The following is a 22,790-nucleotide window of genomic DNA, read 5'->3' as shown; positions in this document are numbered from 1 at the left end:
TGTAATACACCACGTAAGCCGGGCGGGATGCCCGGCTTTCCACGTCGTCCGTCAGGACAGGGAGACGCAGTATGTTGGATCTCCACGGCTACGGGCCGTCTATCTTCGCCGGTGCCTGGCTGACGCTTGAGTTAGCGTTCCTTTCCTTAGTGATTGCACTGTTACTTGGTTTGCTGACGGCCAGCGCGAAACTCTCGAGGCAGCGCGGTTGGCGTTGGCTAGGCCAGCTCTATACCACGGTAATCCGTGGCGTGCCGGATCTGGTGCTGATGTTGCTGATTTTTTTCGGGATCCAGATTATCGCCAACAGCATCGGTGATTGGTTGTATGCGCAGTATGACGTGGAGTGGTACGTCAATATTGATGAGTTTACGGCTGCGGTGATGACCATCGGTTTTATTTTCGGTGCCTACATGGGGGAGACGTTTCGCGGGGCGTTCTTGGCTGTTGAGCGCGGACAGCTAGAAGCTGCGCGGGCCTTTGGCATGAGTGGTGGACAGGTGTTTCGCCGCGTATTGTTCCCACAAATGATGCGCCATGCACTACCGGGAATCGGCAATAACTGGCAGGTGCTAATCAAGACCACCGCGCTGGCGTCAGTGATTGGTTTGACGGATATGGTGAAACTGGCTAAAGAAGCGGCAGGCGCGGTGCATGAGCCGTTTACTTTTTTCATTCCGGTGATCTTGGTGTATCTGGCGCTGACCACCGTCTCGGAAATCGGCTTGTATTATCTGATGCGCTATTACAGTGCTGGCGTTGTTCGAGAGTAGTGCGAGAGTAGCGCGGGAGTCAGTCATGATGGAAAAATGGTCGCTTACGATACAGCAGTGGTTGCAAGGCAACACAATTTTTACGTCAGAAACGCTGCTGCATTATTGGGATGGATTTGTCACCACGGTGCAGTTGCTGATTGTCTCGGTGTGGGTCGGGTTGTTACTCGCCATTCCACTGGCGATTATCCGTTGTAGCCGTTCACGCATCGCCTCATCATTGGTCTGGATGTTTACCTATCTGTTTCGCGGTACGCCATTACTGGTGCAGCTGTATTTGGTTTACTACGGCCTGACCATGATTGAGGGTATTCAGCACACGGTTTGGTGGCGTTGGCTGCAAGATCCGATTTATCCGTGTTTACTGGCCTTTGGTTTAAATACCGCGGCCTATACCACCGAAATTTTGCGCGGCGCCATGCAAGCCACTTCGCGTGGTGAGCGTGAGGCGGCGCGTGCCTTTGGTATGTCACCTTGGCAGATGACGCGGCGGATTATATTGCCCTCGGCGTTTCGCCGTGCACTGCCGGCTTATGCCAATGAAGTGATTTATATGCTGCATGCCACGGCGTTAGCAAGTGTGGTGACCGTGATTGATATTACCGGCGCGGCGCGTGATGTGTATGCGCAGTTTTATGCACCGTTTGAAGCGTTTAGCTTCGCTGCGTTGTTATATCTTGGCCTGACATTTTTGTTGGTGTGGGGATTTCGGCGTTGGGAAGATCATTGGCAGCGTCATTTACGGCCACTGGCGAGCTGACATCAATCGTTATCGGCAAGTAAGCTGGCATCTAACAACAAAACGGGTCGCATCAGCGACCCGTTGCTATTTAAGGCGATTATGTACTCATGCGGATCTCGCATATCAGCGAAGGGAAAAAGTCCACATGAGATCACTCGATCGCAGCGATTAGAGCGAAAAATTAGCCCAGATAGGCGCATGATCAGACGGTTTTTCCATCCCACGCGTTTGATAATCAATACCGGCTTCGTTGCAGCGCTCGGCCAGCATCTGGGTGGCCAAGATCTGGTCGATGCGCAGACCACGGTTATCATCAAAGCCCTTCGAGCGATAATCAAACCATGAATAGCGATCATGGGTATCTGGATGCAGGGCGCGGAAGGTATCCACCAGACCCCATTGCAGCAGGGTATCCATCCACTCGCGCTCTTCTGGCAAGAAGGAGCATTTGCCGGTACGCAGCCAGCGTTTACGATTCTCTTCACCAATGCCGATATCCAAATCGCTGGCACTGATGTTCATATCGCCCATGATCACAATCGGTTGATCCGGTGAATGATGCTCGCTGAGATAATTCATCAGATCGGCGTAGAATTTTTGTTTGGCCAGAAACTTAGTTGGGTGATCGCGGCTTTCCCCTTGTGGAAAGTAGCCGTTTAAGACGGTCAATGTACCGGCTGGCGTTTCCAGATCTGCCATGATCATGCGGCGCTGGGCGTCTTCATCATCGGTCGGAAACCCTTTGCGCACTGCCAGTGGCTTGGTTTTGGTCAGCAACGCGACGCCATAATGGCTTTTTTGGCCATGGTGGAAGACGTGATAGCCCAGTTTAGCGACGTCTTCCAGCGGAAACATGTCATCGTGAACCTTGATCTCCTGCAGACCAATTACATCGGGTTGATGTAGCGTGACTATTTCTTCCAGCTGATGTGGTCTAGCCCGTAATCCATTGATGTTAAAGGAGATGAACTTCATATTCTGCAGTCACTTATCGTCAGGCATAAAAAATGAAGCTTCGATGCTAGCAACTCAGCGGTGAGTTTGAAAGCGAGAATTCGCTGAAAATCAGCGATGAGCATGTGAGGTGTTCGATTGGGTTTACGCGATAGCAGAAACCGATCAGGATGAGAAACAGAAACGCACAAAGCAATAGAGGATTTAAAAATCGAGGAAGCTATATGAAAAAAACTAGATGAGAAAAGCGATACGAAGAGGATATGAAAAAGAAGGAAGAATGGTGGAGAGAGAAGGATTCGAACCTTCGAAGGCTGAGCCGTCAGATTTACAGTCTGATCCCTTTGGCCGCTCGGGAATCTCTCCACACGGGTATTGCGTATATAGCAGCGTAATGAAAACTCATCACGATACATTGTAATAAATGGTGGAGAGAGAAGGATTCGAACCTTCGAAGGCTGAGCCGTCAGATTTACAGTCTGATCCCTTTGGCCGCTCGGGAATCTCTCCACACGGGGTATTGCTTATATAGCAGCGTAATGAAAACTCATTACGATACGTTGTAATAAATGGTGGAGAGAGAAGGATTCGAACCTTCGAAGGCTGAGCCGTCAGATTTACAGTCTGATCCCTTTGGCCGCTCGGGAATCTCTCCACACGGGGTGTCGCTGAGTATTACTAAATTGTATGCTGCTTTTGCATTATCTACACCGCTTAGCGCCGTGTAAAGCAAGATGGTGGAGGGGGAAGGATTCGAACCTTCGAAGGCTGAGCCGTCAGATTTACAGTCTGATCCCTTTGGCCGCTCGGGAACCCCTCCTAAGCAAGCGGGGCGCATCATATCAAATGACCGCATTCTGTAAAGGTTAAATTGCGAAAAAACCACTTAGGAGATGTTTTTTTATGCGGAGTGCTGAAAATAGCTGCAATCAACATCAAAACGCTAAAGAAAATGCTTCAGATGTCGTTATAAACAATGTTGATAACACAGGACATTCTTTGTTGTGATTGATCGTATTGATACCCGCGTACTAACGGATGAGCTGCAGCTAAACGGCCGCCTTCCGACAGCTATCGAGCAGGGACAGCGTAAAGACTTTGCGCTGCTGCTGGCGATGCTGTCTGCTAACGTGTGCGATCAAGCCCAATTTCAGATGCCTGCGCCAGAAACGCAGACGGCCAGTTTAAATCTGCCAGTGCCACCGAAAAGCCGTCTGTACGGTCATAACGTGGATATGCAGTGGGCCGATCAACGAACCCAAGCTTTCCATCAGGGCGGATTAGCATCGACGTGGTTGCTGGAGTGCTTGCAGCCAGATCCACTGATTTACCCACCGCAAAATACCGCCGGTCTGAAACCAGAGGTGTATCACAACCTGTCATTGACTGAGCGCGATGAAGTGCAAGGCAAGAAAAGCCGTGCGCCACTGGATAGCCGTACACAATTGTTTGTTTCTTGTATGCAAGCGGCACGCACTCAAGCTGAGTTACTGCGCGCAGCCGCGTAACGTCACACTGACGTTGATTCTCTTTTTCTTATCTCTTATTGCTTCATTTTTCTTTTGCCTATTTTCTTCTGTCTATCGATTGTGTTTTATCTCGTCTTCTTTTTATGTCTTGTGGCTTTTCCCTGTCGAATTGTTTTTTGCTGGCAATAAAAAACGGCAACCACTGAGGCTGCCGTGAAGAATACAGATTGGCGAACGAATACCGGTGATACCACAAGCGATACGTATGAGTGACTGACCATCGGTGCGGGATTACAAAATAATCGTCCGATTGCCGTGTACGAAGACGTGCTGATTGAGCACCAAACGCAGGGCACGACTGAGTACGTTTTTTTCCACATCACGACCGGCCAGCATCATGTCGTCAGCAGAGTAGGTGTGATCCACGTTAATCACGCTTTGCTCGATAATCGGGCCTTCATCCAGATCGTTATTCACAAAGTGCGCGGTAGCACCGATGATTTTTACCCCACGCGCATAGGCTTGATGATACGGCTTGGCACCGATAAACGCCGGTAAAAACGAATGGTGAATATTGATAATCTGATTTGGATAGTGGCCGACGAACTCGGGTGTTAAGACGCGCATGTATTTGGCCAGAACCAGATAATCTGGCGCATAGCTGTCAATTTGTTCGCACATTTTGGCATCGTGCTCCGCGCGGCTTAAACCTTCGTGGCTGACGCAGTGGAAAGGAATATCAAAGCGTTCCACCAAGGTGCGCAGGGTTTCGTGGTTGCCGATCACCGCGGCGATATCCACTTCCAGTCCGCCGTAATAAGCCTTCATCAACAGATCGCCGAGGCAGTGCGCCTCTTTGGTCACCAAAATAACGATTTTCTTACGACTTGCCGAGACCAGTTGGCGCTTGGTGCCTTCCGGTAACGCGTCATCCAGATCGGCCAGTAAGGTGGTGTCGTTAAAAATCCCTTCCAGCTCGGTACGCATAAAGAAGCGACTGCTGCGATGATCCACGAACTCGTTGTTCTGAATGATATTAAGCTGGTGCTTGTAACAAATGTTGGTGATCTTGGCGATCAGCCCTTTGGCATCAGGGCAGTCGGTTAACAGAATTTTGCGTTCCATACTGAATCCGTGTCGTTAACATGAGGCCGGTTAAGCGGTTTTACTCCGAAACCTTTCAGCCGTCAAAGTGAATCCTTGAGCGGCTATGATTTACGTGAGCTGACTGCTCACGTAGGGGATTGCAACTGGTGATGATTGTGTGGCCGCCGCGGTTAGCCGCAGCACTTCTTGTATTTTTTCCCCGAACCGCATGGGCAAGGATCATTACGGCCCACGTTGACACTGTTGCGTACTGGCGTTTGCCGTTCCGCAGGCTGCGTGGTTTGCGATGTATCATGCTGATTCATCGTGCCATCAATATAGCGCCAAAGACCTTGTTCACGCACAAAGCGCGAGCGTTCGTGCAGCTGGCCTGGATGACCTTCTTCGCTAAAGTGGGCAATAAACTCAACCCATCCTTCTTGATCATCATCGGTGATCGCGCGGCTGGCCGGCGTGGTCTCGACAATCTCTAAGGATTGCCAGCACACATCATGGCAAGCCTGCTCAATATCCTCACGAAACTCTGCAGCGTGGCGGCTGCTGTGATAAGTTGCAATCACATACTCAGGATTTCCCGTGGCGTGCGCGCTGTAGCGTGAACGCATCAACGCTTCGGGGGTGGCGGCCTGCTGCGCACCGCTTAGCAGCGGTTGGCAACAGTCAGTAAAGGCGCGTTGACTGCCGCAAGGGCAGCGATCCGGCGTGGCTTGATGTTCGGTCATGATATTCAGACTACGTATAGTGATAAGTACAGTGATAACGGTAATGCGAATTTCTCTGACGCGATTGTAGGACACACAAAATAAGGGTGTATAGCAGAAAATGGAGAAGATCAAAGTAGGCGTAGCACTCGGTGCGGGGGCGGCCAAAGGCTGGGCACATATTGGTGTCCTGCGGGCGCTCACGGATTTAGGCATTGAAGCCGATATCGTGGTGGGAACCTCTATCGGCGCCTTTGTAGGCGCGGCGTATGCCAATAACCGCTTGGCTGAGTTGGAAAACTGGGTCAAAGAGTTCAGTTATTGGGATGTGTTGCGACTGATGGACTTTGAGTGGGGCAAGGGCGGCTTGATCCGCGGCGAAAAAGTGTTTGATATCGGCGCTGGCATGATTGGGCGTAAAAACCTCGAAGAGTGTGTTCGGCCGTTTGCCGTGGTAGCGACCGAGTTAGAAACCGGTCGTGAACGTTGGTTGATGAAAGGCGATCTCAAGCAAGCGGTGCGCGCTTCTTGCAGCATGCCTGGGTTGCTGTCGCCGGTGCAGCTTGATGGTAAATGGATGGTTGATGGCGCGGTGGTCAATCCGGTGCCGATCTCTCTTGCGCGTGCCATGGGCGCAGATTTTGTGATTGCGGTGGATTTGGGCCGTGAACATCACCTGGCGCAAATTGATTTGTTGTCTGCCTATCCGCTCGATTTACCGCACCCAGAAGATCACAGTTGGCAGGCCAAATTGAAGCAAAAGCTGGAGAATCTCTGGCCGTCACGCCGCCGTCAGGTGCCATCGGTGCTGGATGTGATGACATCTTCGATGCAGATTTTGGAGCATCGTTTGAAAAAAAGCCGGATGGCTGGCGATCCGCCAGATGTCTTGATTCAGCCGGCAGTGGCGCAAATTTCGACGCTGGATTTTCATCAAGCAGCGGTGTCTATTGAAGCAGGTTACCGCGCCGTCGAGCGAGTGGCGGACCAATTAGAACCGATTGTTACTTTTTTGCAAATGCAGGCAGAAAAATAAGAAGCGGTCACAAAAATTGGGGTAAAGATGGGGAGAAAAAGGGCATAAATCACGATTGTGCATCACACTAGAGGCAGAGCTTGATATTTCGATGAGGACAACAGCATGCAGCCGGAAGAGGGCAGTTTCAGCGGATACCGTTTTATGTTGGTGGACGATGATCCAGTATTCAGGCAGCATCTGATTCACTTTTTGACTCACTATGATGGCACTGTCATCGAAGCACAAAATGGCCAATATGCGCTGGATAAGCTGGCGCATTATCAGCCCGACATCATCTTGTGCGATCTCAATATGCCGCAAATGGGTGGCATTGAATTAGTGACCATTTTACGAGCCCACGGTAATCAGACCCCAGTCATTGTTATTTCTGGCTCGGAGCGCTTTTCGGATGTTGCCGAAGCGCTGCGTGCAGGTGCGACGGATTATTTGCTCAAACCGCTGGATGATTTGTATGTATTGCATAGCACGATTAACGATGTGTTGCAGGCCCGTAAAAATCACGCGTTGGAAGTGGAAGAATTAGGCGAATATTTCCAGCAGCTACAGGCCGAGCCGGAAGGCGCGCTGCAGTTGATTCGCGCTTTACTGCCGCCAGCGCAGCAGATCATCAGCCACGCTCGCGTCCGCTATCGACAATTAGGCAGTAGCACCCAAGCAGGCTTGGTATTTGACTTAGCGCCAATGCATTCGCACCGCTTCGGATTTTATGTGTTTGATATGGGCGCCGCCGGTCGACATGGGCCGATTGCTGCACTGCTACTGCGCACCTTGTTCAATGGATTTCTCAGTCAGCCGGACAAGATTAACTATGTGCTGACTCATCAAGATATTCTGCGCAAAATCTACCAAACGTTCCGCCAAGCGGGTCTGACATTCAATCCGCGTTTACTGATTGGCTCTTATGACAGCGAACAACGGCAGTTGCAAATTTCGGTTGCGGGGTTGAGTGCGGAAATCGAAACATCTGCGGGGATCCAGCGAGTGCATTCGTTATATCCCTTGGGAATGCAAAGTGGGTCTCAAGGCAGTTCGCAGCAAGGCATTTTGCAAGTCGAGACGGTTCGTCTAGAAACAGCACAGTGGAATGCGGTGGTAACCTCCCAGCGTCAAGGGCAGATGGTGCTTCATGTCCAATCCGAGGTGCAGCAAGCGCAAGCAACAAGCGCGGTATCAGCGGTTGCGGCAAACCAAGCGCTCAATTCAGTGTCCGAAAAAGACATAAATGGAAAAGAACGTTCAGGTGAAAAAAATACCGGCGGGGAAAACCTGCCGGCATCAGTAGTCAACTTATTTGCTCCTGAGTTCCATTGCGGTACGGATACCTTGAGCTAATAGAGCCTGAACTAATCGATATCGATTTAATTAGTTGGCCTGAGGTTTGATATCCACTTTTTCCAGTGTTGGACGTTTACCTTCAGCGCCATGCATCCATGTCAGCAGTTTACCGGCGCTCAGCAGCAGGATGATCCCCGCGATAGTTGCGGCGATTGCGATACCACCAAAGATAGCCAGTGGGCCGGCCTCTCCGACAAAGGAGCCAATGATCCCTGCGGTATAGTTCGCCAGCGCGTTAAAGCCAAACCACGCCCCCATCATCAGGGAAACCAGACGCATCGGCGCCAGCTTGGTCACCATGGACAGACCAATCGGTGACAAGCACAGCTCACCTAAGGTATGGAACAGGTAAGCCCCAACCAGCCAAACCATACTGGCCTTACCGGTCTGCTTAGCTTCAAATACAGCACCAATCATGAACAGGAAGCCGAGCGCCAGCATAAACATCGCCATAGCAAACTTCACTGGTGAACTCGGTTCACGTGGACCCATCTTCACCCAGATAGCGGCAATCAGTGGTGCTAAGGTGATAATGAAGAACGGGTTCAGGGATTGGAACCAAGCGGTCGGCACCTCAAAGTTACCAATCATGCGGTTAGTGTGCTCGGCCGCATAGATGTTCATCAGACCGCCGGCTTGTTCAAAGCCTGCCCAGAACACCACGGTAAACAGACCCAGAAACAGGATAACCTTCATGCGGTCAGCTTCTTCGGCAGTCAGCGGCGTTTTACGGTTGGTGTTGAGTGCTTTATCACGTTTAGCTGCCGGCACTGTACCGATATCACCCAGCAATTTACGGGCAAACGTCAGCTGAACCACCAGCGCTATCAGCATACCGACACCGGCACAGAAGAAACCGGCTTTCCAACCAAAGCTGGCAGACACAGAGCCTGCAACCAGACCGGCAATCAGCGCACCTAAGTTGATCCCCATATAGAAGATGGTGAAGGCACCGTCACGGCGATGATCGCCATCATGGTATAAATCACCCACCATGGTAGAAATATTTGGCTTAAACAGACCATTACCACAGATCAGCAAACCGAGACCCGCATAGAATGTCACCAGATCGGAGCCACTTAGCAAACCGTGTGGCAGAGCGAGGGTAAATTGCCCCAGCGCCATCAGCGTACCACCGATCAAGATAGCCTTTCGCTGCCCCAGAATATTGTCAGCCAGCCACCAATCAGTGGAGTGATATATACTAAACCGGTATACAAACCGTAGAGTTTCAGAGCGTCTTGGGTTGACCAGCCTAAACCACCATTGATTGTTTTATCAGTGAGATACAGAACCAAGATGGCTCGCATCGCATAGTAGGAAAAACGCTCCCACAGTTCAGTACTGAACAGAAGGAACAGTCCTTTGGGATGACCCAAGAAAGTTGATTGTTGTGTGTTGTTCATCACTTACCTTTATATTGTTCTTTATAAGCACCCGCTAATTTTTATATACACTTTAGTGATTTCATCTGCAATCTAAAACATTTCAGACACAATTGGTTGTAACGCTAACTTGTTGTATCTTCAGCGGCTATTGCAATAGGTTGTGGTGCCATTAGTGCTTTTCGAACATATAAAAACAATGTTAAACATTAAAACTGTGGATTTTTATAGTTTTTTTATCTAATTATTCAGGTCATGTTTAGACGATCCGTTTAAATGTCAGCTAAAGTGCGATGTTGACTAAATGTGATCTGGATTAACATGTGTGGTGTAGAGCATATTCTGCTAGCAGCTGCTGCTGACGCAGTGGTTCGGATTTCAGCTTAATTACCTGATATAATTACAAGAGAACCAGCATCTTGGCTGGTAAAGCAACATTTTTATGCGAGGGTGCAGCATGTCTCAATTCCAAGTTCATAAAGCCGTAATCCCAGTGGCGGGGCTGGGAACCCGAATGCTTCCTGCGACGAAAGCCATTCCCAAGGAAATGTTGCCAATTGTAGATAAGCCGTTGATTCAATACGTTGTGAATGAATGTATTGCGGCAGGGATTACCGAGATCGTGCTGGTTACCCACTCCTCCAAAAACTCCATTGAAAACCATTTTGATACCAGCTTCGAGCTGGAAGCGACCTTGGAAAAGCGGGTAAAACGTCAGTTGTTGGCCGATATTCAGTCTATTTGCCCAAAACACGTTACTATCATGCACGTGCGACAAGGGCACGCTAAAGGTTTGGGGCATGCGGTGCTGTGCGCTAAACCGCTGATTGGCAACGAGCCGTTTGCGGTTGTGCTGCCAGATGTCATCATCGACGAATATGACGCTGATCTGCACCGAGAGAATCTGGCTGAGATGTTGCAGCGCTTCGATGATACCGGTGTTAGCCAGATCATGGTCGAGCCTGTACCGCATGAAGAGGTGTCGAGCTACGGGATTGCCGATTGTGGTGGTGCGCAGTTAGAGCCGGGCGAATCGCATGCTATGCACGCCGTAGTTGAAAAACCGGCCCGTGAAGAGGCGCCATCGAATTTAGCGATTGTTGGTCGTTACGTGCTGCCTGCACGAATTTGGCCATTGCTGGAAAAAACCCCTGTGGGTGCCGGCGATGAGATTCAGTTGACCGATGCGATTGCTGCCTTAATGGAAGAACAACCGGTGGATGCTTACCATATTCGCGGGCGTAGCCACGATTGCGGTAGCAAGCTCGGCTATATGCAGGCCTTTGTTGAATACGGCATGCGTCATTCGGAGCTGGGAGAAGAGTTTACTCGTAATCTCAAAGCATTGCTGGCCACAGCCAAATAATTGATTGAAGGATACCAAGAGCATGGCCATTCTGGTTACCGGTGGTGCCGGTTATATTGGCAGTCATACCGTGTTGGAGCTGCTAAACAGCGGCAATGATGTTGTAGTCATTGATAACTTGTGCAACTCCAGCCGCGAATCATTACGTCGTGTGGAAGCGCTAACTGGCCGTAGCGTGACGTTCTATGAAGCTGACGTATGCGATCGCAGTGCACTGCAGACTATTTTTGCGCAGCACGCGATCGATGCGGTGATCCATTTCGCAGGATTGAAAGCGGTAGGGGAATCGACCCAAATTCCGCTCAAGTATTACCAGAATAATATTGCGGCAACACTGGTGCTGTGCGAAGAGATGGAGCGCGCTGGCGTGTTTCGCTTGGTGTTCAGCTCATCGGCGACCGTGTATGGCGATCCGCACACCGTACCGATTCAAGAACATTTTCCGACCAGTGCGACCAATCCGTATGGCCGCTCTAAACTGATGGTTGAAGAAATGTTGCGAGACATAGTTGCCGCGGATCCGCGCTGGTCAGTGGTCTTGTTGCGTTACTTCAACCCAGTCGGGGCGCACATTAGTGGCCAGATTGGTGAAGATCCGAATGGTATTCCGAATAATTTACTGCCATACATTGCTCAAGTAGCGATAGGTCGTTTGAAGCAGTTGTCAGTGTTTGGGAATGATTATCCAACGCCGGATGGTACTGGGGTGCGTGATTATATTCACGTGGTGGATTTATCTCTTGGCCATTTGAAAGCGCTGCAATACATTGCCGATCGTCATGGGGTGTTTACCTTTAACCTCGGCACAGGGCAGGGCTATTCTGTTCTGGAGATGGTGAAAGCATTTGAACAGGCAAGTGGCCGAGCGGTGCCGTATCAGGTGGTTGCTCGTCGTCCGGGTGATATTGCCGTGTGCTATGCGGAGCCTGACTTGGCTGCACAAGAGCTGGGATGGCGTGCCGAGCGTGGGTTGCCAGAGATGATGGCAGATACCTGGCGCTGGCAAAGCCAGAACCCTAATGGCTATAAAGATTAATTTTTCGTAGTTCGATTTACAGAGAGACAGTAATGAAGGTTACCGTATTTGGTATCGGGTATGTGGGGCTGGTTCAGGCAGCCGTACTCGCTGAGGTCGGTCATGACGTGATGTGTGTCGACGTTGATGCCCGCAAAGTTGAGAATTTGAAAAACGGCATTATCCCAATTTATGAGCCGGGTCTAACTCCGCTGGTAAAGAGTAATTATGCTGCAGGTCGCCTGACCTTTACTACCGATGCCAAATCCGGTGTCGATCATGGCGAGATTCAATTCATTGCTGTGGGTACACCGCCTGATGAAGATGGTTCAGCAGATCTGCAATATGTGTTGGCGGTAGCGAAAACCATCGCCACTCACATGCAATCACACAAAATTGTGGTGGATAAATCCACGGTTCCGGTCGGTACCGCAGATAAAGTGCGTGCCGCGATTACCGAAGTTCTGCAAGCGCGCGGTTCAGAGCTGGCCTTTGATGTGGTATCTAACCCAGAGTTTCTCAAAGAGGGCGCAGCGGTTTCTGACTGCATGAAACCCGATCGCATAGTGATTGGTTCTGATAACGCCGATGCGGTTGAAATGATGCGTGAACTGTACGCGCCATTTAACCGTAACCACGATCGTTTGATCTGCATGGATGTGCGCAGCGCCGAGCTGACCAAATATGCAGCCAACTGCATGTTGGCGACCAAAATCAGCTTCATGAACGAGATGGCGAATCTGGCAGAGCGTCTGGGCGCCGATATCGAAATGGTACGTAAAGGGATCGGCTCTGATCCGCGTATTGGCTACCACTTTATCTATCCTGGTTGTGGCTACGGCGGCTCTTGCTTCCCGAAAGATGTGCAGGCTCTGGTGCGGACTTCCGAATCAATTGGCTATCAGCCACAGTTGCTGCAAGCGGTTGAGGCGGTGAACAATCGTCAGAAATACCGTTTACCAACTCTGATTAAGCAGCACTTTGGTGAAGATCTGCGTGGCAAAACATTCGCTCTGTGGGGGCTGTCTTTCAAGCCGAACACGGATGATATGCGCGAAGCTTCTAGCCGCGTATTGATGGAGGAGTTGTGGCAAGCCGGCGCCAAGGTTCAGGCCTATGATCCAGAAGCGATGGAAGAAACGCAGCGCATCTACGGTCTGCGTGATGACTTGCTGCTGCTGGGAACGAAAGATGCTGCGCTGAATAATGCCGATGCACTGATCATCTGTACCGAATGGCAGAATTTCCGGGCGCCAGATTTTGATTTGCTCAAAGACAAGCTGCGTCATCCAGTCATTTTTGATGGGCGTAACCTGTACGAGCCAGAGCGTATGCAAAAACGTGGTTTCACCTACTACGCCATTGGTCGTGGGGCGTCAGTACAGGCCGGTCCATCCGCATAAGGGCGATGGATAGGTGACATAGTGAGTTTTATCAGTAAGGCAAGACAATGAAATTTCTGGTTACCGGCGCGGCCGGTTTTATCGGAGCTAGTCTGAGTGAGCGTCTGTTGGCGCTCGGTCATCAGGTGGTCGGTATTGATAATCTTAACGATTATTACGATGTGAGCCTGAAACAAGCGCGCCTAGCTCGCTTAACCCCACATGCACAGTTCAGTTTTTATCCACTGGATTTGGCTGATCGCGATGGTATGGCGACGTTGTTCGCCCGTGAGCAGTTTGATCGCGTGATTAACTTAGCGGCGCAAGCCGGTGTGCGTTATTCGCTGGAAAAACCGATGGAGTACGTAGACTCCAATCTGGTGGGCTTTGCCAATATTCTGGAAGGTTGCCGACACAATAAGGTTCAGCATCTGCTGTATGCATCCTCCAGCTCCGTGTACGGCTTGAACCGTAAGATGCCGTTCTCGACGGATGATTCGGTCGACCACCCGATCTCGCTGTATGCGGCCACTAAAAAAGCCAATGAGCTGATGGCGCATACCTATTCCCATCTGTATGGGATCCCAACTACAGGCCTGCGTTTCTTTACCGTGTATGGTCCGTGGGGACGCCCTGATATGGCGCTGTTCAAGTTCACCAAAGCGATTTTGGCCGGTGAACCGATTGATGTGTATAACTACGGTAATATGCAGCGTGATTTCACCTTTATCGATGATATCGTGGAATCGATTGTGCGTTTGCAGGATGTGATCCCACAACCAAACCCAGAGTGGACGGTGGAAACCGGTTCACCAGCTACTAGCTCTGCGCCGTATAAAGTGTACAACATCGGTAATAATGAACCGGTGATGTTGATGGAGTATATCGAAGCGCTGGAGTCGGCACTGGGTATGGAAGCACAGAAAAACATGCTACCAATTCAGCCCGGCGATGTGCTAAATACCAGCTCTGATACGTCTGAGTTGTACAAGACTATCGGCTTTAAGCCGAAAACGACGGTACGTGATGGCGTTCAGCAGTTTGTTGACTGGTATCGTGAGTTTTATCAGCAATAAATATAAATAGAGTAGGTTTGAGTCAGACAGAAAGCACAGAAACTGAAAACGCCAAAAATGCAGTCTGACATAAAAAAAAGCGCCGATTATCGGCGCTTTTTTATTGGAGTCATGACTCTCGAATCCATCCGCAGTGAAAAGCGTGATGGGCCGAAATAAACTTAAGCGGTGATGGCAAAGCTTTCCAGGCTAGCACCTTCTTCCAGTGCTTTTTTGATCAGCGCTGGCGTGCGGCCTTGGCCTGTCCAGGTTTTTAACTCACCATTTTCATCACGGTATTCGTATTTGGCTGGGCGAGCTGCGCGCTTAGATTTTTTCGCTGGTGCATTATCAGCCAGCAGATTCAGCAGTTCGTTAGGATCAATGCCGTCAGCAATCAGCATTTCGCGGTATTGCTGCAATTTACGCTGACGCTCTTCATTTTCAGCCCGATTTTGTTCGGCTTCATGACGGCGCTCTTCCACCACAGTGGTCAGCTTTTCCAGCATATCATCCAGTTGTTCCATAGGAAGCTCGCGGGCCAGAGCTCGCATGTTACGAATATTGGTTAACAGCTTAATCATGTCGCTCATCGTATTTATCTCGGAGAAATTTATTGTTTCTTATGCTGTATTAAATGCGCACAGCAAATCTAATTGGATCAGTAATCAAAGATAAATAAATGCGATTTAAAAGTACATCATTAAAAGATGAAAAATAAAATTAATAACAAATATTCGGATCTGTCATCAAAAAATCTATTTAATGTCCCTGTTATCCATAAGTAGATTGCAAACAGAATCTGAATATCTGTCATTCTTTCTTATTTAATTGTGTGATTTTTAAGTGAAAAATTCTTGGCGGAAAACCGAATTTTTGCATTGCATCACTGAAATAAATTGTTACTATGGATTTCGCTACAGAAAAGTAGAGGTGCGCTGTTTATCAGTAACTGTCAGGAGGGTGATGCCAGAGATTGACAGCGAAAGGAGCCAGCGCCGAAGTCAGAACCGCTATCGAAGCCTTCTGGCTGGTGCAATTCTCGAACAGGGCTTGCACTGCCATAGTCATAAGTTTGTTTATTACACTATGGAGCGCTACTGGTTGGTTTTGGTGCACATGTTCGTTGTTCCGTACCTTTAGTCATTTGACTGTCAGTAGATCTTCGCCGTACTTTTAAGGTAAAGATCATGAATATTGTTGATTATTCCAATTCATTTTGGGCGGTTTTGCCCCCTTTCACTGCACTGGTTCTCGCTGTTGTTACCCGCCGCGTTCTTTTTTCGCTAGGAATGGGGATTGTTCTGGGTGCGCTGCTATTAACGCAATTCTCACCATTAAATGCACTGGGCTATTTACAACAAAAAGCCACGGCATTGGTGTGGGATGATGGCGCGCTGAACTGGTGGAACATTCATATTCTGCTGTTTTTATTCTTGCTGGGCGGAATGACCGCGATGTTAACGCTTTCTGGTGGTAGCCGCGCTTTTGCGCAGTGGGCCAGACAGCGGATTAAGACACAACGTGGCGCTAAGTTGCTGACCGTATTCTTAGGTGCCTTCATCTTTATTGATGACTATTTTAACAGTTTGGCCGTAGGCTCGATTGCTCGCCCAGTAACCGATCGCGCTCATATTTCGCGTGCCAAGCTGGCCTATATTCTGGACTCCACCGCCGCACCGGTGTGCGTGATGATGCCGGCGTCTAGCTGGGGGGCGTACATTATCACCATTATTGGTGGTATTTTGACCACACACGGTGTGACCGAATACACCCCGTTGGGCGCGTTTGTTGCTATGGTGCCGATGAACCTGTACGCCATTTTTGCGCTGGTGATGGTGCTGGTGGTGTCTTGGTTGTCACTGAATATCGGTCCGATGCGTCGTCATGAGCGCATGGCCAGCGAAGGGATCTCCCTGACCGGCCGTGAGATGGAAGAGCAGAGCAACGATCACGGCTTTAGCGTGCGTGAGCTGGAGTCCGGTCGAGTTTCTGATCTGCTGATCCCGATTATTGCGTTAGTCGTCGTGACCGTTTCGGCGATGCTGTTTACCGGTTATCAGGTACTGGCCGCCAATAATCAGCCATTTGGCATTATCGGTGCGTTTGAAAATACCAATGTTGGCCTGTCACTGGTGAGCGGTGGCTGTGTGGGTCTGTTGTTATCGGTGTTGACCACCGTGCGTCAGCGTGTGGCGATGGCCGATCTGCTGCAAGCACTGCTCAGCGGTATGCGCTCAATGTTGCCTGCAGTCTATATCCTGCTGTTTGCTTGGACTATCGGTGCGGTGATCAAGGATATGTCGACCGGTAAGTACCTGTCGTCGTTGATTCAGGGCAACTTGCCACTGAGCCTGCTGCCGGTGCTGCTGTTTATGGTGGCGGGTCTGATGGCGTTTTCCACCGGCACTAGCTGGGGTACATTTGGGATCATGCTGCCGATTGCGGCGGATATGGCGGCTGCGGCGGATATCGCCATGCTGTTACCATCCATGGCTGCGGTTATGGCGGGCGCGGTATTTGGCGATCACTGTTCACCGATTTCCGATACCACTATCTTGTCCTCCACTGGCGCGCACTGTAATCACTTAGATCACGTGACGACGCAGTTGCCATACACCTTAGCGGTTGCGGGGGTGTCGGCGGGTGGCTTTATTGCGCTGGGCATGACGCAGTCAGCGTGGGTCGGGTTGGCCGTGACCGGTGTCCTGTTCACTACCATGATTGGCATCTTTTATTTCCTGCAGCCACGACCTGTGGCGATAAAAGCAGTATGATAAGAAGGGGCGGGTAACCGCCTCTTTTTTTATCTGTGTGTTGTGGTTTTATTTTCCGCTGCTGTTCGTTCTTTGGGTTTGAATTTTTAGTGTTACACAGGAGTAGTTTGGCGCATGGCGCAGCTCTATTTTTACTATTCAGCGATGAATGCGGGGAAATCGACCGCGTTGTTACAGTCGTCTTATAACTATCAGGAGCGTGGCCTGCGTACCCTGATTTTCACCGCCGAAATTGATAACCGCTTTGGTGTAGGGAAAATCAGCTCCCGCATTGGTTTATCGGCTGATGCGTTACTGTTTTCTCCGCAGACAGATCTGTTGGCCTGCATTGATGCCGAGCATCAAACGCAGCCGATAGATTGCGTGTTGATTGACGAATGCCAGTTCCTCAGTCGTGAACAAGTCGAGCAGTTGACCGATGTGGTCGATCGTTTGGACATCCCAGTATTGTGCTATGGCTTACGTACTGACTTCCAAGGTGAGCTGTTCCTTGGCAGTAAATACCTGTTGGCGTGGGCAGATAAGCTGGTTGAGCTGAAAACTATCTGCTATTGCGGACGCAAGGCCAATATGGTGCTGCGCCTCAATGCCGATGGCGTGGCGATGCGTGACGGTGAGCAGGTGCAGATCGGCGGTAATGAAAGTTACGTTTCGGTGTGCCGCAAACACTATAAAGCCGCATTCGATAACAAGTAATCGCCTCTGCTCTACGGCATGTATGTAGTGCGCGGTTGGTCCCTTGTGTGCTGCTGATGTTAGATTGAGATAAAAATGCCGGTCATGAAGATGTCCGGCATTTTTGCTTTTATTTTTATATAGTTAATGCGGATCGCCTGTTAGTTCGCCAACATGTGCGGCAATAAGGCTACCAACGCATCGATACGCGTTTGTATTGGCGCATTGGAAGATGGCATCTGGCCGTTATTGCCCATCACCCAGCGGCGCGCATCCAGGTAGGCTAAGTCATCAGGCAGTGGCCACGGCGCATCGGTTCGGGCGCAGTCGGCGCTCAGCAGCACAGCATCGGTTTTTCCCCAGCTCATCCAGCCACTCACCGGATAATCTGCCAGCCAGTGCATCAATTGCTGCATGACATCGGGAAAGGTGTCCGCATCGTCAATCTGCTGCTGACTCAGGCCGGAGTGCTGTATACACTCTTCGCTAAGCTCCGGCTCCAGTTTAGGCTGGATGAGGGCATGGAAAGATGCAGTGGATTGTCCTTCAGGCGTCACAATCTTTGCCATCAATTCAATGATTTCATTATCAATTTCACAGGAGAAATCCTGCTCGTGGCAGGAAACCTGCAGGGCGATGGCAAGGTAGCAACTTGATGGTGCGCTCATGGTGTGATCCACTCTGTTTTGCATACAATGGAAGGCCGGAACCCGAAGTGCCGGAGACGCAGGATGCTGCGTTTTTACGCAAACACATAACTCGCCGCCCTGATTTTAAATGAAAATGGTTATCATTTCATTGTGGCTGTTATATGCTATCCGGCTCTCGACAATACATATATTAACGTATTGATTTCTGATGTGAAAAAAATAAAGGATGTCGTGTGGGATTGTTCAGGCAACTGAGCTGGTTTTTTCGTCAGCAGTGGCGACGTTATGCTGGGGCCATCGGGCTACTGGTTTCTATCGCGTTGCTCGAATTATTGCCGCCAACCATTGTCGGGCGGATTGTCGACGGTATTGATAAACAGCAGATGGATGCTGCGCATCTGCTGCGTTGGATTGCTCTGCTGCTAGGCTGTGCCGTGTTGGTATACGGCCTGCGGGTGGTGTGGCGAGTGTTACTTTTTGGTGCTTCTTACCGGTTGGCGGTAGAGCTGCGCCAGTCGATTTATCAGCAGCTCAGTCGTCAACACAGCCGTTTTTATCTGCGTCACCGTACTGGCGATCTGATGGCGCGCTCCACCAATGATATCGATCGCGTGGTGTTTGCCGCGGGGGAAGGGGTGCTGACGCTGGTCGACTCCATGGTGCAGGGATTGGCGGTGCTGTTCATCATGAGCACTCAGCTCAGTTGGCAATTGACGTTACTGGCGTTGCTACCGATGCCGATTATGGCGTGGTTTATCAAAGGCTATGGCGATCAGCTGCATCATCGGTTCCGTCATGCGCAAGCCGCGTTTTCCAGTTTGAATAACACGGTGCAAGAAACCCTGACCAGTATTCGGATGGTGAAAGCATTTGGCTTAGAAAAACGCCAGCAAGGACATTTTGCGCAGGCGGCTGCCGATGCGAATCAGCGCAATATGTCGGTGGCCAAAGTCGATGCGAAGTTTGACCCGACTATCTATGTGGCTATCGCGATGGCCAACCTGCTGGCGGTAGGCGGCGGTAGCTGGATGGTAGTGCATGGCAGCATGACGTTGGGTCAGTTGACCAGCTTCATCATGTATCTGGGCTTGATGATTTGGCCGATGTTGGCGATGGCGTGGATGTTCAATATTGTTGAGCGTGGCAGTGCGGCGTATGTGCGGGTTCAGGCGCTCTTGGCCGAAGAGCCGGATGTGCCGGATGGCCATCTGGATCTGCCTGCCGAGCGCGGTGTGCTGGATGTTAACGTCCAGCGCTTTGCGTATCCGGAAGGCAAGCACCCCGCGCTGCAAGCGGTGCAGCTGCAAGTCAAACCGGGCCAGATGCTGGGGATTTGTGGCGCGACTGGCTCGGGAAAAAGTACGTTGCTGGCCTTGATCCAGCGTCAATTCGCGTTGACCGATGAACAAGGTACTATTTGCTTTCACCAGCTTTCGTTAGCCGATCTAAAGTTGCACGCGTGGCGTGAACGGCTGGCGGTGGTGAGTCAAACTCCCTTTTTGTTTTCCGCTTCGATTGCGGAAAATATCGCGTTTGGGCGTCCGCAAGCCAGTATGGAGCAAATTCGCTATGTCGCCGAATTGGCCTGTGTGGCGGAAGATATTGAGCGTTTACCACAGGGCTATGATACGCCGGTGGGGGAGCGTGGGGTGATGCTCTCGGGCGGACAGAAGCAGCGTATCGCCATTGCACGCGCCTTGTTACTGGAAGCTGAGATCTTGATTTTGGATGATGCGCTGTCTGCCGTTGATGGCCAAACCGAGCACCGCATTTTGCATAATCTGCGGCAATGGCGCCAAGGGCGTACCTTGTTGGTTACTGCGCATCGTCTTTCCGCCTTGGCAGAAGCCGACGAGATTGTGGTGTTGCAACAAGGTCAGGTTGCGCAGCGTGGCACCCATGCGGCGCTCAGTCAGCAGTCAGGATGGTATCAGGAGATGTACCGTTATCAGCAACTAGAACAAGCGCTGGAGCGGGACGATGAGGAAGACGTGGTATGTTAAATCGTTCCGAACAGTGGCCGACTCTCAAGCGTTTATTAGGCTATGGTCAGCCTTATCGCCGCGATTTTATTCTGGCGACCGCGATGCTGTGGTTAGCGTCTGCGGCGGAAGTCGGTGGGCCGCTGTTGGTCAGCTATTTCATTGATCATTTTTTGGCGGCTGGACGTTTACCCCTATGGCCGGTTTTAAGCTTATTGGTGGCGTTTTTATTGCTGCAAGTGGCGGCGGGGACGCTGCACTATTTTCAATCTCTGCGCTTTAACAAAGTAGCGTTGAAAGTGGTGCAGGATATTCGGTGTGATGTGTTTAATGCCGCAGTCATGCAGCCGCTGGCCGTATTTGATACTCAGCCGGTCGGGCAATTGATCTCGAAAGTGACCAATGACACCGAGGTGATTAAAGATCTGTACGTTACGGTGTTGGTGACATTGCTGCGCAATATCGCGCTGATCAGCGTCATGTTGGTGGCGATGTTCTCGCTGAACTGGAAGATGGCGCTGGTGGCCTCAGTGATGTTCCCTGTGGTGTTGACCGTGATGGCGGTGTATCAAAAGCGCAGTATTCCGGTGGTGCGTGCGGTGCGGGAACGGTTAGCGGGGATCAATGATGGCTTTAACGAAACCATCAGCGGGATCCATGTGATCCAGCAAATGCGACAAGAAGCGCGCATGGGTGAAAAACTGGCGGCGCAAAGTCATGCCCACTATCGCTCGCGTATGCAGGCTTTGCGTCTGGATGCGGTGTTATTGCGCCCACTGTTAAGCCTGATTTCTGCCTGTATTCTGAGCGGCCTCCTGATGGTGTTTGGCTTTTCAGCAGCCGGCAGTGTGGGGGTTGGCGTACTGTATGCGTTTATCAGCTATTTGGGGCGCATGAATGAGCCGCTGATTGAGCTGACCTCACAGCAATCCATGTTGCAGCAATCAATTGTAGCGGGTGAGCGGATTTTCTCGTTGATGGACGCTCCAGCGCAGCACTACGGTGAGCATGCGCAACCGCTGCCGGACGGGCGTATCGCCATTGAGGATGTCTCTTTCGGTTATAAGCCGAATGAACCGGTGTTGCAGCAGATCTCGTTGCAGGTGCCGGATGGCGATTTTGTGGCCTTGGTCGGTCATACTGGCAGCGGTAAAAGTACCTTAGCCAGCTTGCTGATGGGCTATTACCCTGTCGCGCAGGGGCAAATTGCCTTAGGTGGACAGCCGATTGCTCAGTTATCCCATGACGTGCTGCGGCGCGATATCGCGATGGTGCAGCAAGATCCGGTGGTGTTGGCCGCCTCGGTACGTGATAACGTCACCTTGGGGCGCGAAGTGAGCGATAGCCTGATTTGGGAGGTACTGGAGCAGGTGCAGCTCGATGGCGTGGTTCGCGCCATGAATGCAGGACTGGATACCTTGCTGGGCGAGCAGGGCAACAATCTGTCGGTGGGGCAAAAACAGTTGCTGGCGCTGGCGCGGGTATTGGTACAGCAACCGAAGATTCTGATCCTCGATGAGGCGACGGCCAATATTGACTCCGGTACTGAGCAGGCAATTCAAACCGCGCTGGCTGTGGTGCGGAAACATACCACCCTAGTGGTGATTGCCCACCGTTTGTCGACTATTGTGGAAGCCAGTCAGATTGTAGTGTTGCACCGTGGCCGGATTGTCGAGCAGGGTACCCATGAGGCGCTGTTGGCGCGTAATGGCCGCTACACCCAGATGTGGACGTTACAACAAACGGGGACGTCAATGTCGGTTGCATGATTTGTATGTGGTGTGCGCTGATTTTTGGCCGTGCTTTTTTGCTCATAAAGATTTTTTGCTCATAAAGTCGCCCGATAGAATAGCTTAATATAAAGCTCAATATAAAAAGAAGCGCAGATATCCAGTGTTCGGGTATCTGCGCCTCTTTGTCTTGTTAGCTTACAGTCAAAGACGGTGTTGACCTGCGTTGTGGGCGATGATCAACGCGCCATCCAGTCGCCAACCCACAAGCCTATCAGCATAGCTGCGACAAATAACAATACGCCAAGCGAGGGCGCGGCCAATAAGGTGATGGCCGGTCCTGGGCAGATCCCTGCCAGTCCCCAACCAATACCGAATACCGCAGCGCCGCCAATCAATTTTACATCCAACTTTTTAGCCGGAACGGGCGGAATGGGATCGCCACACAGTGCTTGTGGACAGCTTTTCACCCACCGGAAATAACCGATACCGAACACCACTAACGCGCCGCCCATCACGAAGGCCAGTGTTGGGTCCCACGGTCCGGCCAAGTCTAAAAAGCCCTGTACCCGTGCCGGCTCATTCATTCCGGAAACAGTCAGTCCGCTGCCAAACAACAGGCCACATAACAGGCTGAACAGATAACGCATGAT

21 protein-coding genes, 4 tRNA genes and 1 riboswitch are annotated in these 22,790 nt (G+C 50.8%); of the genes, 13 read left to right on the top strand and 12 right to left on the bottom strand.

Annotated features, from left to right (window positions below; translation table 11 throughout):
- Nucleotides 1–71: 71 nt before the first annotated feature.
- Both NCTC9997_RS10270 and NCTC9997_RS10265 read left to right on the top strand, forming a co-directional pair.
- Entirely contained in the window at nucleotides 72–773 is a 702-nt protein-coding gene (locus NCTC9997_RS10270; RefSeq protein WP_010864139.1) for an ABC transporter permease, read from the top strand.
- Nucleotides 774–798: 25 nt separating this feature from the next.
- Nucleotides 799–1,533 carry an ABC transporter permease gene (locus NCTC9997_RS10265; RefSeq protein ID WP_064978018.1) on the top strand — a complete coding sequence of 245 codons (735 nt, stop codon included), beginning with the start codon at nucleotides 799–801 and terminating at the stop codon, nucleotides 1,531–1,533.
- A gap of 150 nt (nucleotides 1,534–1,683) precedes the next feature.
- Here NCTC9997_RS10265 and xthA read toward each other — a convergent pair whose 3' ends face one another.
- From xthA to NCTC9997_RS10240, 5 genes are all read right to left on the bottom strand, one after another.
- Entirely contained in the window at nucleotides 1,684–2,490 is an 807-nt protein-coding gene (gene xthA / locus NCTC9997_RS10260) for an exodeoxyribonuclease III (RefSeq protein WP_064978017.1), read from the bottom strand.
- 260 nt (nucleotides 2,491–2,750) lie between these two features.
- Nucleotides 2,751–2,835, bottom strand: a tRNA-Tyr gene (locus tag NCTC9997_RS10255).
- Nucleotides 2,836–2,894: 59 nt separating this feature from the next.
- Nucleotides 2,895–2,979, bottom strand: a tRNA-Tyr gene (locus NCTC9997_RS10250).
- A 60-nt stretch (nucleotides 2,980–3,039) separates the two neighbouring features.
- Nucleotides 3,040–3,124 (bottom strand) — tRNA-Tyr (locus tag NCTC9997_RS10245).
- A gap of 80 nt (nucleotides 3,125–3,204) precedes the next feature.
- Nucleotides 3,205–3,289 (bottom strand) — tRNA-Tyr (locus tag NCTC9997_RS10240).
- A gap of 184 nt (nucleotides 3,290–3,473) precedes the next feature.
- Here NCTC9997_RS10240 and NCTC9997_RS10235 point away from each other — a divergent pair.
- A complete protein-coding gene (locus tag NCTC9997_RS10235; protein WP_010864136.1) occupies nucleotides 3,474–3,977 on the top strand; it encodes a VC2046/SO_2500 family protein in 504 nt (167 codons plus the stop codon).
- 252 nt (nucleotides 3,978–4,229) lie between these two features.
- On the opposite strand, the gene purU is transcribed toward NCTC9997_RS10235, so the two are convergent.
- Both purU and NCTC9997_RS10225 read right to left on the bottom strand, forming a co-directional pair.
- Entirely contained in the window at nucleotides 4,230–5,063 is an 834-nt protein-coding gene (gene purU, locus NCTC9997_RS10230; protein ID WP_010864135.1) for a formyltetrahydrofolate deformylase, read from the bottom strand.
- A 152-nt stretch (nucleotides 5,064–5,215) separates the two neighbouring features.
- On the bottom strand, nucleotides 5,216–5,767 hold the full coding sequence (locus NCTC9997_RS10225; protein ID WP_064978016.1) for a YchJ family protein: 552 nt from the start codon (nucleotides 5,765–5,767) through the stop codon (nucleotides 5,216–5,218).
- Nucleotides 5,768–5,867: 100 nt separating this feature from the next.
- Here NCTC9997_RS10225 and rssA point away from each other — a divergent pair, with 100 nt between their 5' ends.
- Nucleotides 5,868–6,782 carry a patatin-like phospholipase RssA gene (gene rssA / locus NCTC9997_RS10220; RefSeq protein ID WP_064978015.1) on the top strand — a complete coding sequence of 305 codons (915 nt, stop codon included), beginning with the start codon at nucleotides 5,868–5,870 and terminating at the stop codon, nucleotides 6,780–6,782.
- Between the two features lie 105 nt (nucleotides 6,783–6,887).
- Complete coding sequence (locus tag NCTC9997_RS10215; protein ID WP_064978014.1) at nucleotides 6,888–8,117, top strand: response regulator; 1,230 nt, start codon at nucleotides 6,888–6,890, stop codon at nucleotides 8,115–8,117.
- 30 nt (nucleotides 8,118–8,147) lie between these two features.
- On the opposite strand, the gene NCTC9997_RS10210 is transcribed toward NCTC9997_RS10215, so the two are convergent.
- Nucleotides 8,148–9,284 (bottom strand): peptide MFS transporter, encoded by a 1,137-nt coding sequence (locus tag NCTC9997_RS10210; RefSeq protein ID WP_230403586.1) that lies wholly within the window; start codon nucleotides 9,282–9,284, stop codon nucleotides 8,148–8,150.
- Nucleotides 9,260–9,526 carry a hypothetical protein gene (locus tag NCTC9997_RS15250; protein WP_197665199.1) on the bottom strand — a complete coding sequence of 89 codons (267 nt, stop codon included), beginning with the start codon at nucleotides 9,524–9,526 and terminating at the stop codon, nucleotides 9,260–9,262. Before NCTC9997_RS15250 ends, NCTC9997_RS10210 begins: the two co-directional genes overlap by 25 nt.
- Before the next feature lie 436 nt (nucleotides 9,527–9,962).
- Here NCTC9997_RS15250 and galU point away from each other — a divergent pair, with 436 nt between their 5' ends.
- The 4 genes from galU to NCTC9997_RS10190 are packed head-to-tail and all read left to right on the top strand — an operon-like array spanning nucleotide 9,963 to nucleotide 14,344.
- The gene (galU, locus tag NCTC9997_RS10205) at nucleotides 9,963–10,871 is read left to right on the top strand and encodes a UTP--glucose-1-phosphate uridylyltransferase GalU (protein ID WP_064978013.1); all 909 of its coding nucleotides are present in this window, start codon (nucleotides 9,963–9,965) and stop codon (nucleotides 10,869–10,871) included.
- A 22-nt stretch (nucleotides 10,872–10,893) separates the two neighbouring features.
- On the top strand, nucleotides 10,894–11,907 hold the full coding sequence (gene galE / locus NCTC9997_RS10200) for a UDP-glucose 4-epimerase GalE (protein WP_010864129.1): 1,014 nt from the start codon (nucleotides 10,894–10,896) through the stop codon (nucleotides 11,905–11,907).
- 32 nt (nucleotides 11,908–11,939) lie between these two features.
- Entirely contained in the window at nucleotides 11,940–13,289 is a 1,350-nt protein-coding gene (locus NCTC9997_RS10195) for a UDP-glucose dehydrogenase family protein (protein ID WP_010864128.1), read from the top strand.
- A 47-nt stretch (nucleotides 13,290–13,336) separates the two neighbouring features.
- Nucleotides 13,337–14,344, top strand: coding sequence for an NAD-dependent epimerase (locus tag NCTC9997_RS10190; protein WP_064978012.1), 1,008 nt, complete (start codon nucleotides 13,337–13,339; stop codon nucleotides 14,342–14,344).
- A gap of 161 nt (nucleotides 14,345–14,505) precedes the next feature.
- Here NCTC9997_RS10190 and NCTC9997_RS10185 read toward each other — a convergent pair whose 3' ends face one another.
- Nucleotides 14,506–14,916 carry an H-NS family histone-like protein gene (locus NCTC9997_RS10185; protein ID WP_010864126.1) on the bottom strand — a complete coding sequence of 137 codons (411 nt, stop codon included), beginning with the start codon at nucleotides 14,914–14,916 and terminating at the stop codon, nucleotides 14,506–14,508.
- Between the two features lie 327 nt (nucleotides 14,917–15,243).
- Nucleotides 15,244–15,431: riboswitch (Lysine riboswitch) on the top strand.
- Between the two features lie 82 nt (nucleotides 15,432–15,513).
- Here NCTC9997_RS10185 and NCTC9997_RS10180 point away from each other — a divergent pair.
- Together NCTC9997_RS10180 and NCTC9997_RS10175 are read left to right on the top strand one after the other, a co-directional pair.
- Entirely contained in the window at nucleotides 15,514–17,100 is a 1,587-nt protein-coding gene (locus NCTC9997_RS10180) for a Na+/H+ antiporter NhaC family protein (RefSeq protein WP_010864125.1), read from the top strand.
- A gap of 114 nt (nucleotides 17,101–17,214) precedes the next feature.
- On the top strand, nucleotides 17,215–17,796 hold the full coding sequence (locus NCTC9997_RS10175) for a thymidine kinase (protein ID WP_064978011.1): 582 nt from the start codon (nucleotides 17,215–17,217) through the stop codon (nucleotides 17,794–17,796).
- Nucleotides 17,797–17,936: 140 nt separating this feature from the next.
- On the opposite strand, the gene NCTC9997_RS10170 is transcribed toward NCTC9997_RS10175, so the two are convergent.
- The gene (locus NCTC9997_RS10170; RefSeq protein ID WP_047707786.1) at nucleotides 17,937–18,443 is read right to left on the bottom strand and encodes an exonuclease domain-containing protein; all 507 of its coding nucleotides are present in this window, start codon (nucleotides 18,441–18,443) and stop codon (nucleotides 17,937–17,939) included.
- 215 nt (nucleotides 18,444–18,658) lie between these two features.
- On the opposite strand from NCTC9997_RS10170, the gene NCTC9997_RS10165 reads away from it, so the two are divergent.
- Together NCTC9997_RS10165 and NCTC9997_RS10160 are read left to right on the top strand one after the other, a co-directional pair.
- Nucleotides 18,659–20,428, top strand: coding sequence for a SmdA family multidrug ABC transporter permease/ATP-binding protein (locus NCTC9997_RS10165; protein WP_064978010.1), 1,770 nt, complete (start codon nucleotides 18,659–18,661; stop codon nucleotides 20,426–20,428).
- On the top strand, nucleotides 20,422–22,176 hold the full coding sequence (locus NCTC9997_RS10160) for a SmdB family multidrug efflux ABC transporter permease/ATP-binding protein (protein ID WP_064978009.1): 1,755 nt from the start codon (nucleotides 20,422–20,424) through the stop codon (nucleotides 22,174–22,176). The genes NCTC9997_RS10165 and NCTC9997_RS10160 overlap by 7 nt, the downstream gene beginning before the upstream one ends.
- A 200-nt stretch (nucleotides 22,177–22,376) precedes the next feature.
- On the opposite strand, the gene NCTC9997_RS10155 is transcribed toward NCTC9997_RS10160, so the two are convergent.
- Nucleotides 22,377–22,787 carry a DUF6691 family protein gene (locus tag NCTC9997_RS10155; RefSeq protein WP_039045627.1) on the bottom strand — a complete coding sequence of 137 codons (411 nt, stop codon included), beginning with the start codon at nucleotides 22,785–22,787 and terminating at the stop codon, nucleotides 22,377–22,379.
- Nucleotides 22,788–22,790 lie beyond the last annotated feature (3 nt).

The sequence above is a fragment of the Plesiomonas shigelloides genome (assembly GCF_900087055.1).
Taxonomy (GTDB): domain Bacteria; phylum Pseudomonadota; class Gammaproteobacteria; order Enterobacterales; family CAMTGL01; genus Plesiomonas; species Plesiomonas shigelloides.
The sequence above is the reverse complement of the archived record's forward strand: the minus strand, read 5'-3'. Positions and strand labels throughout refer to the sequence as shown.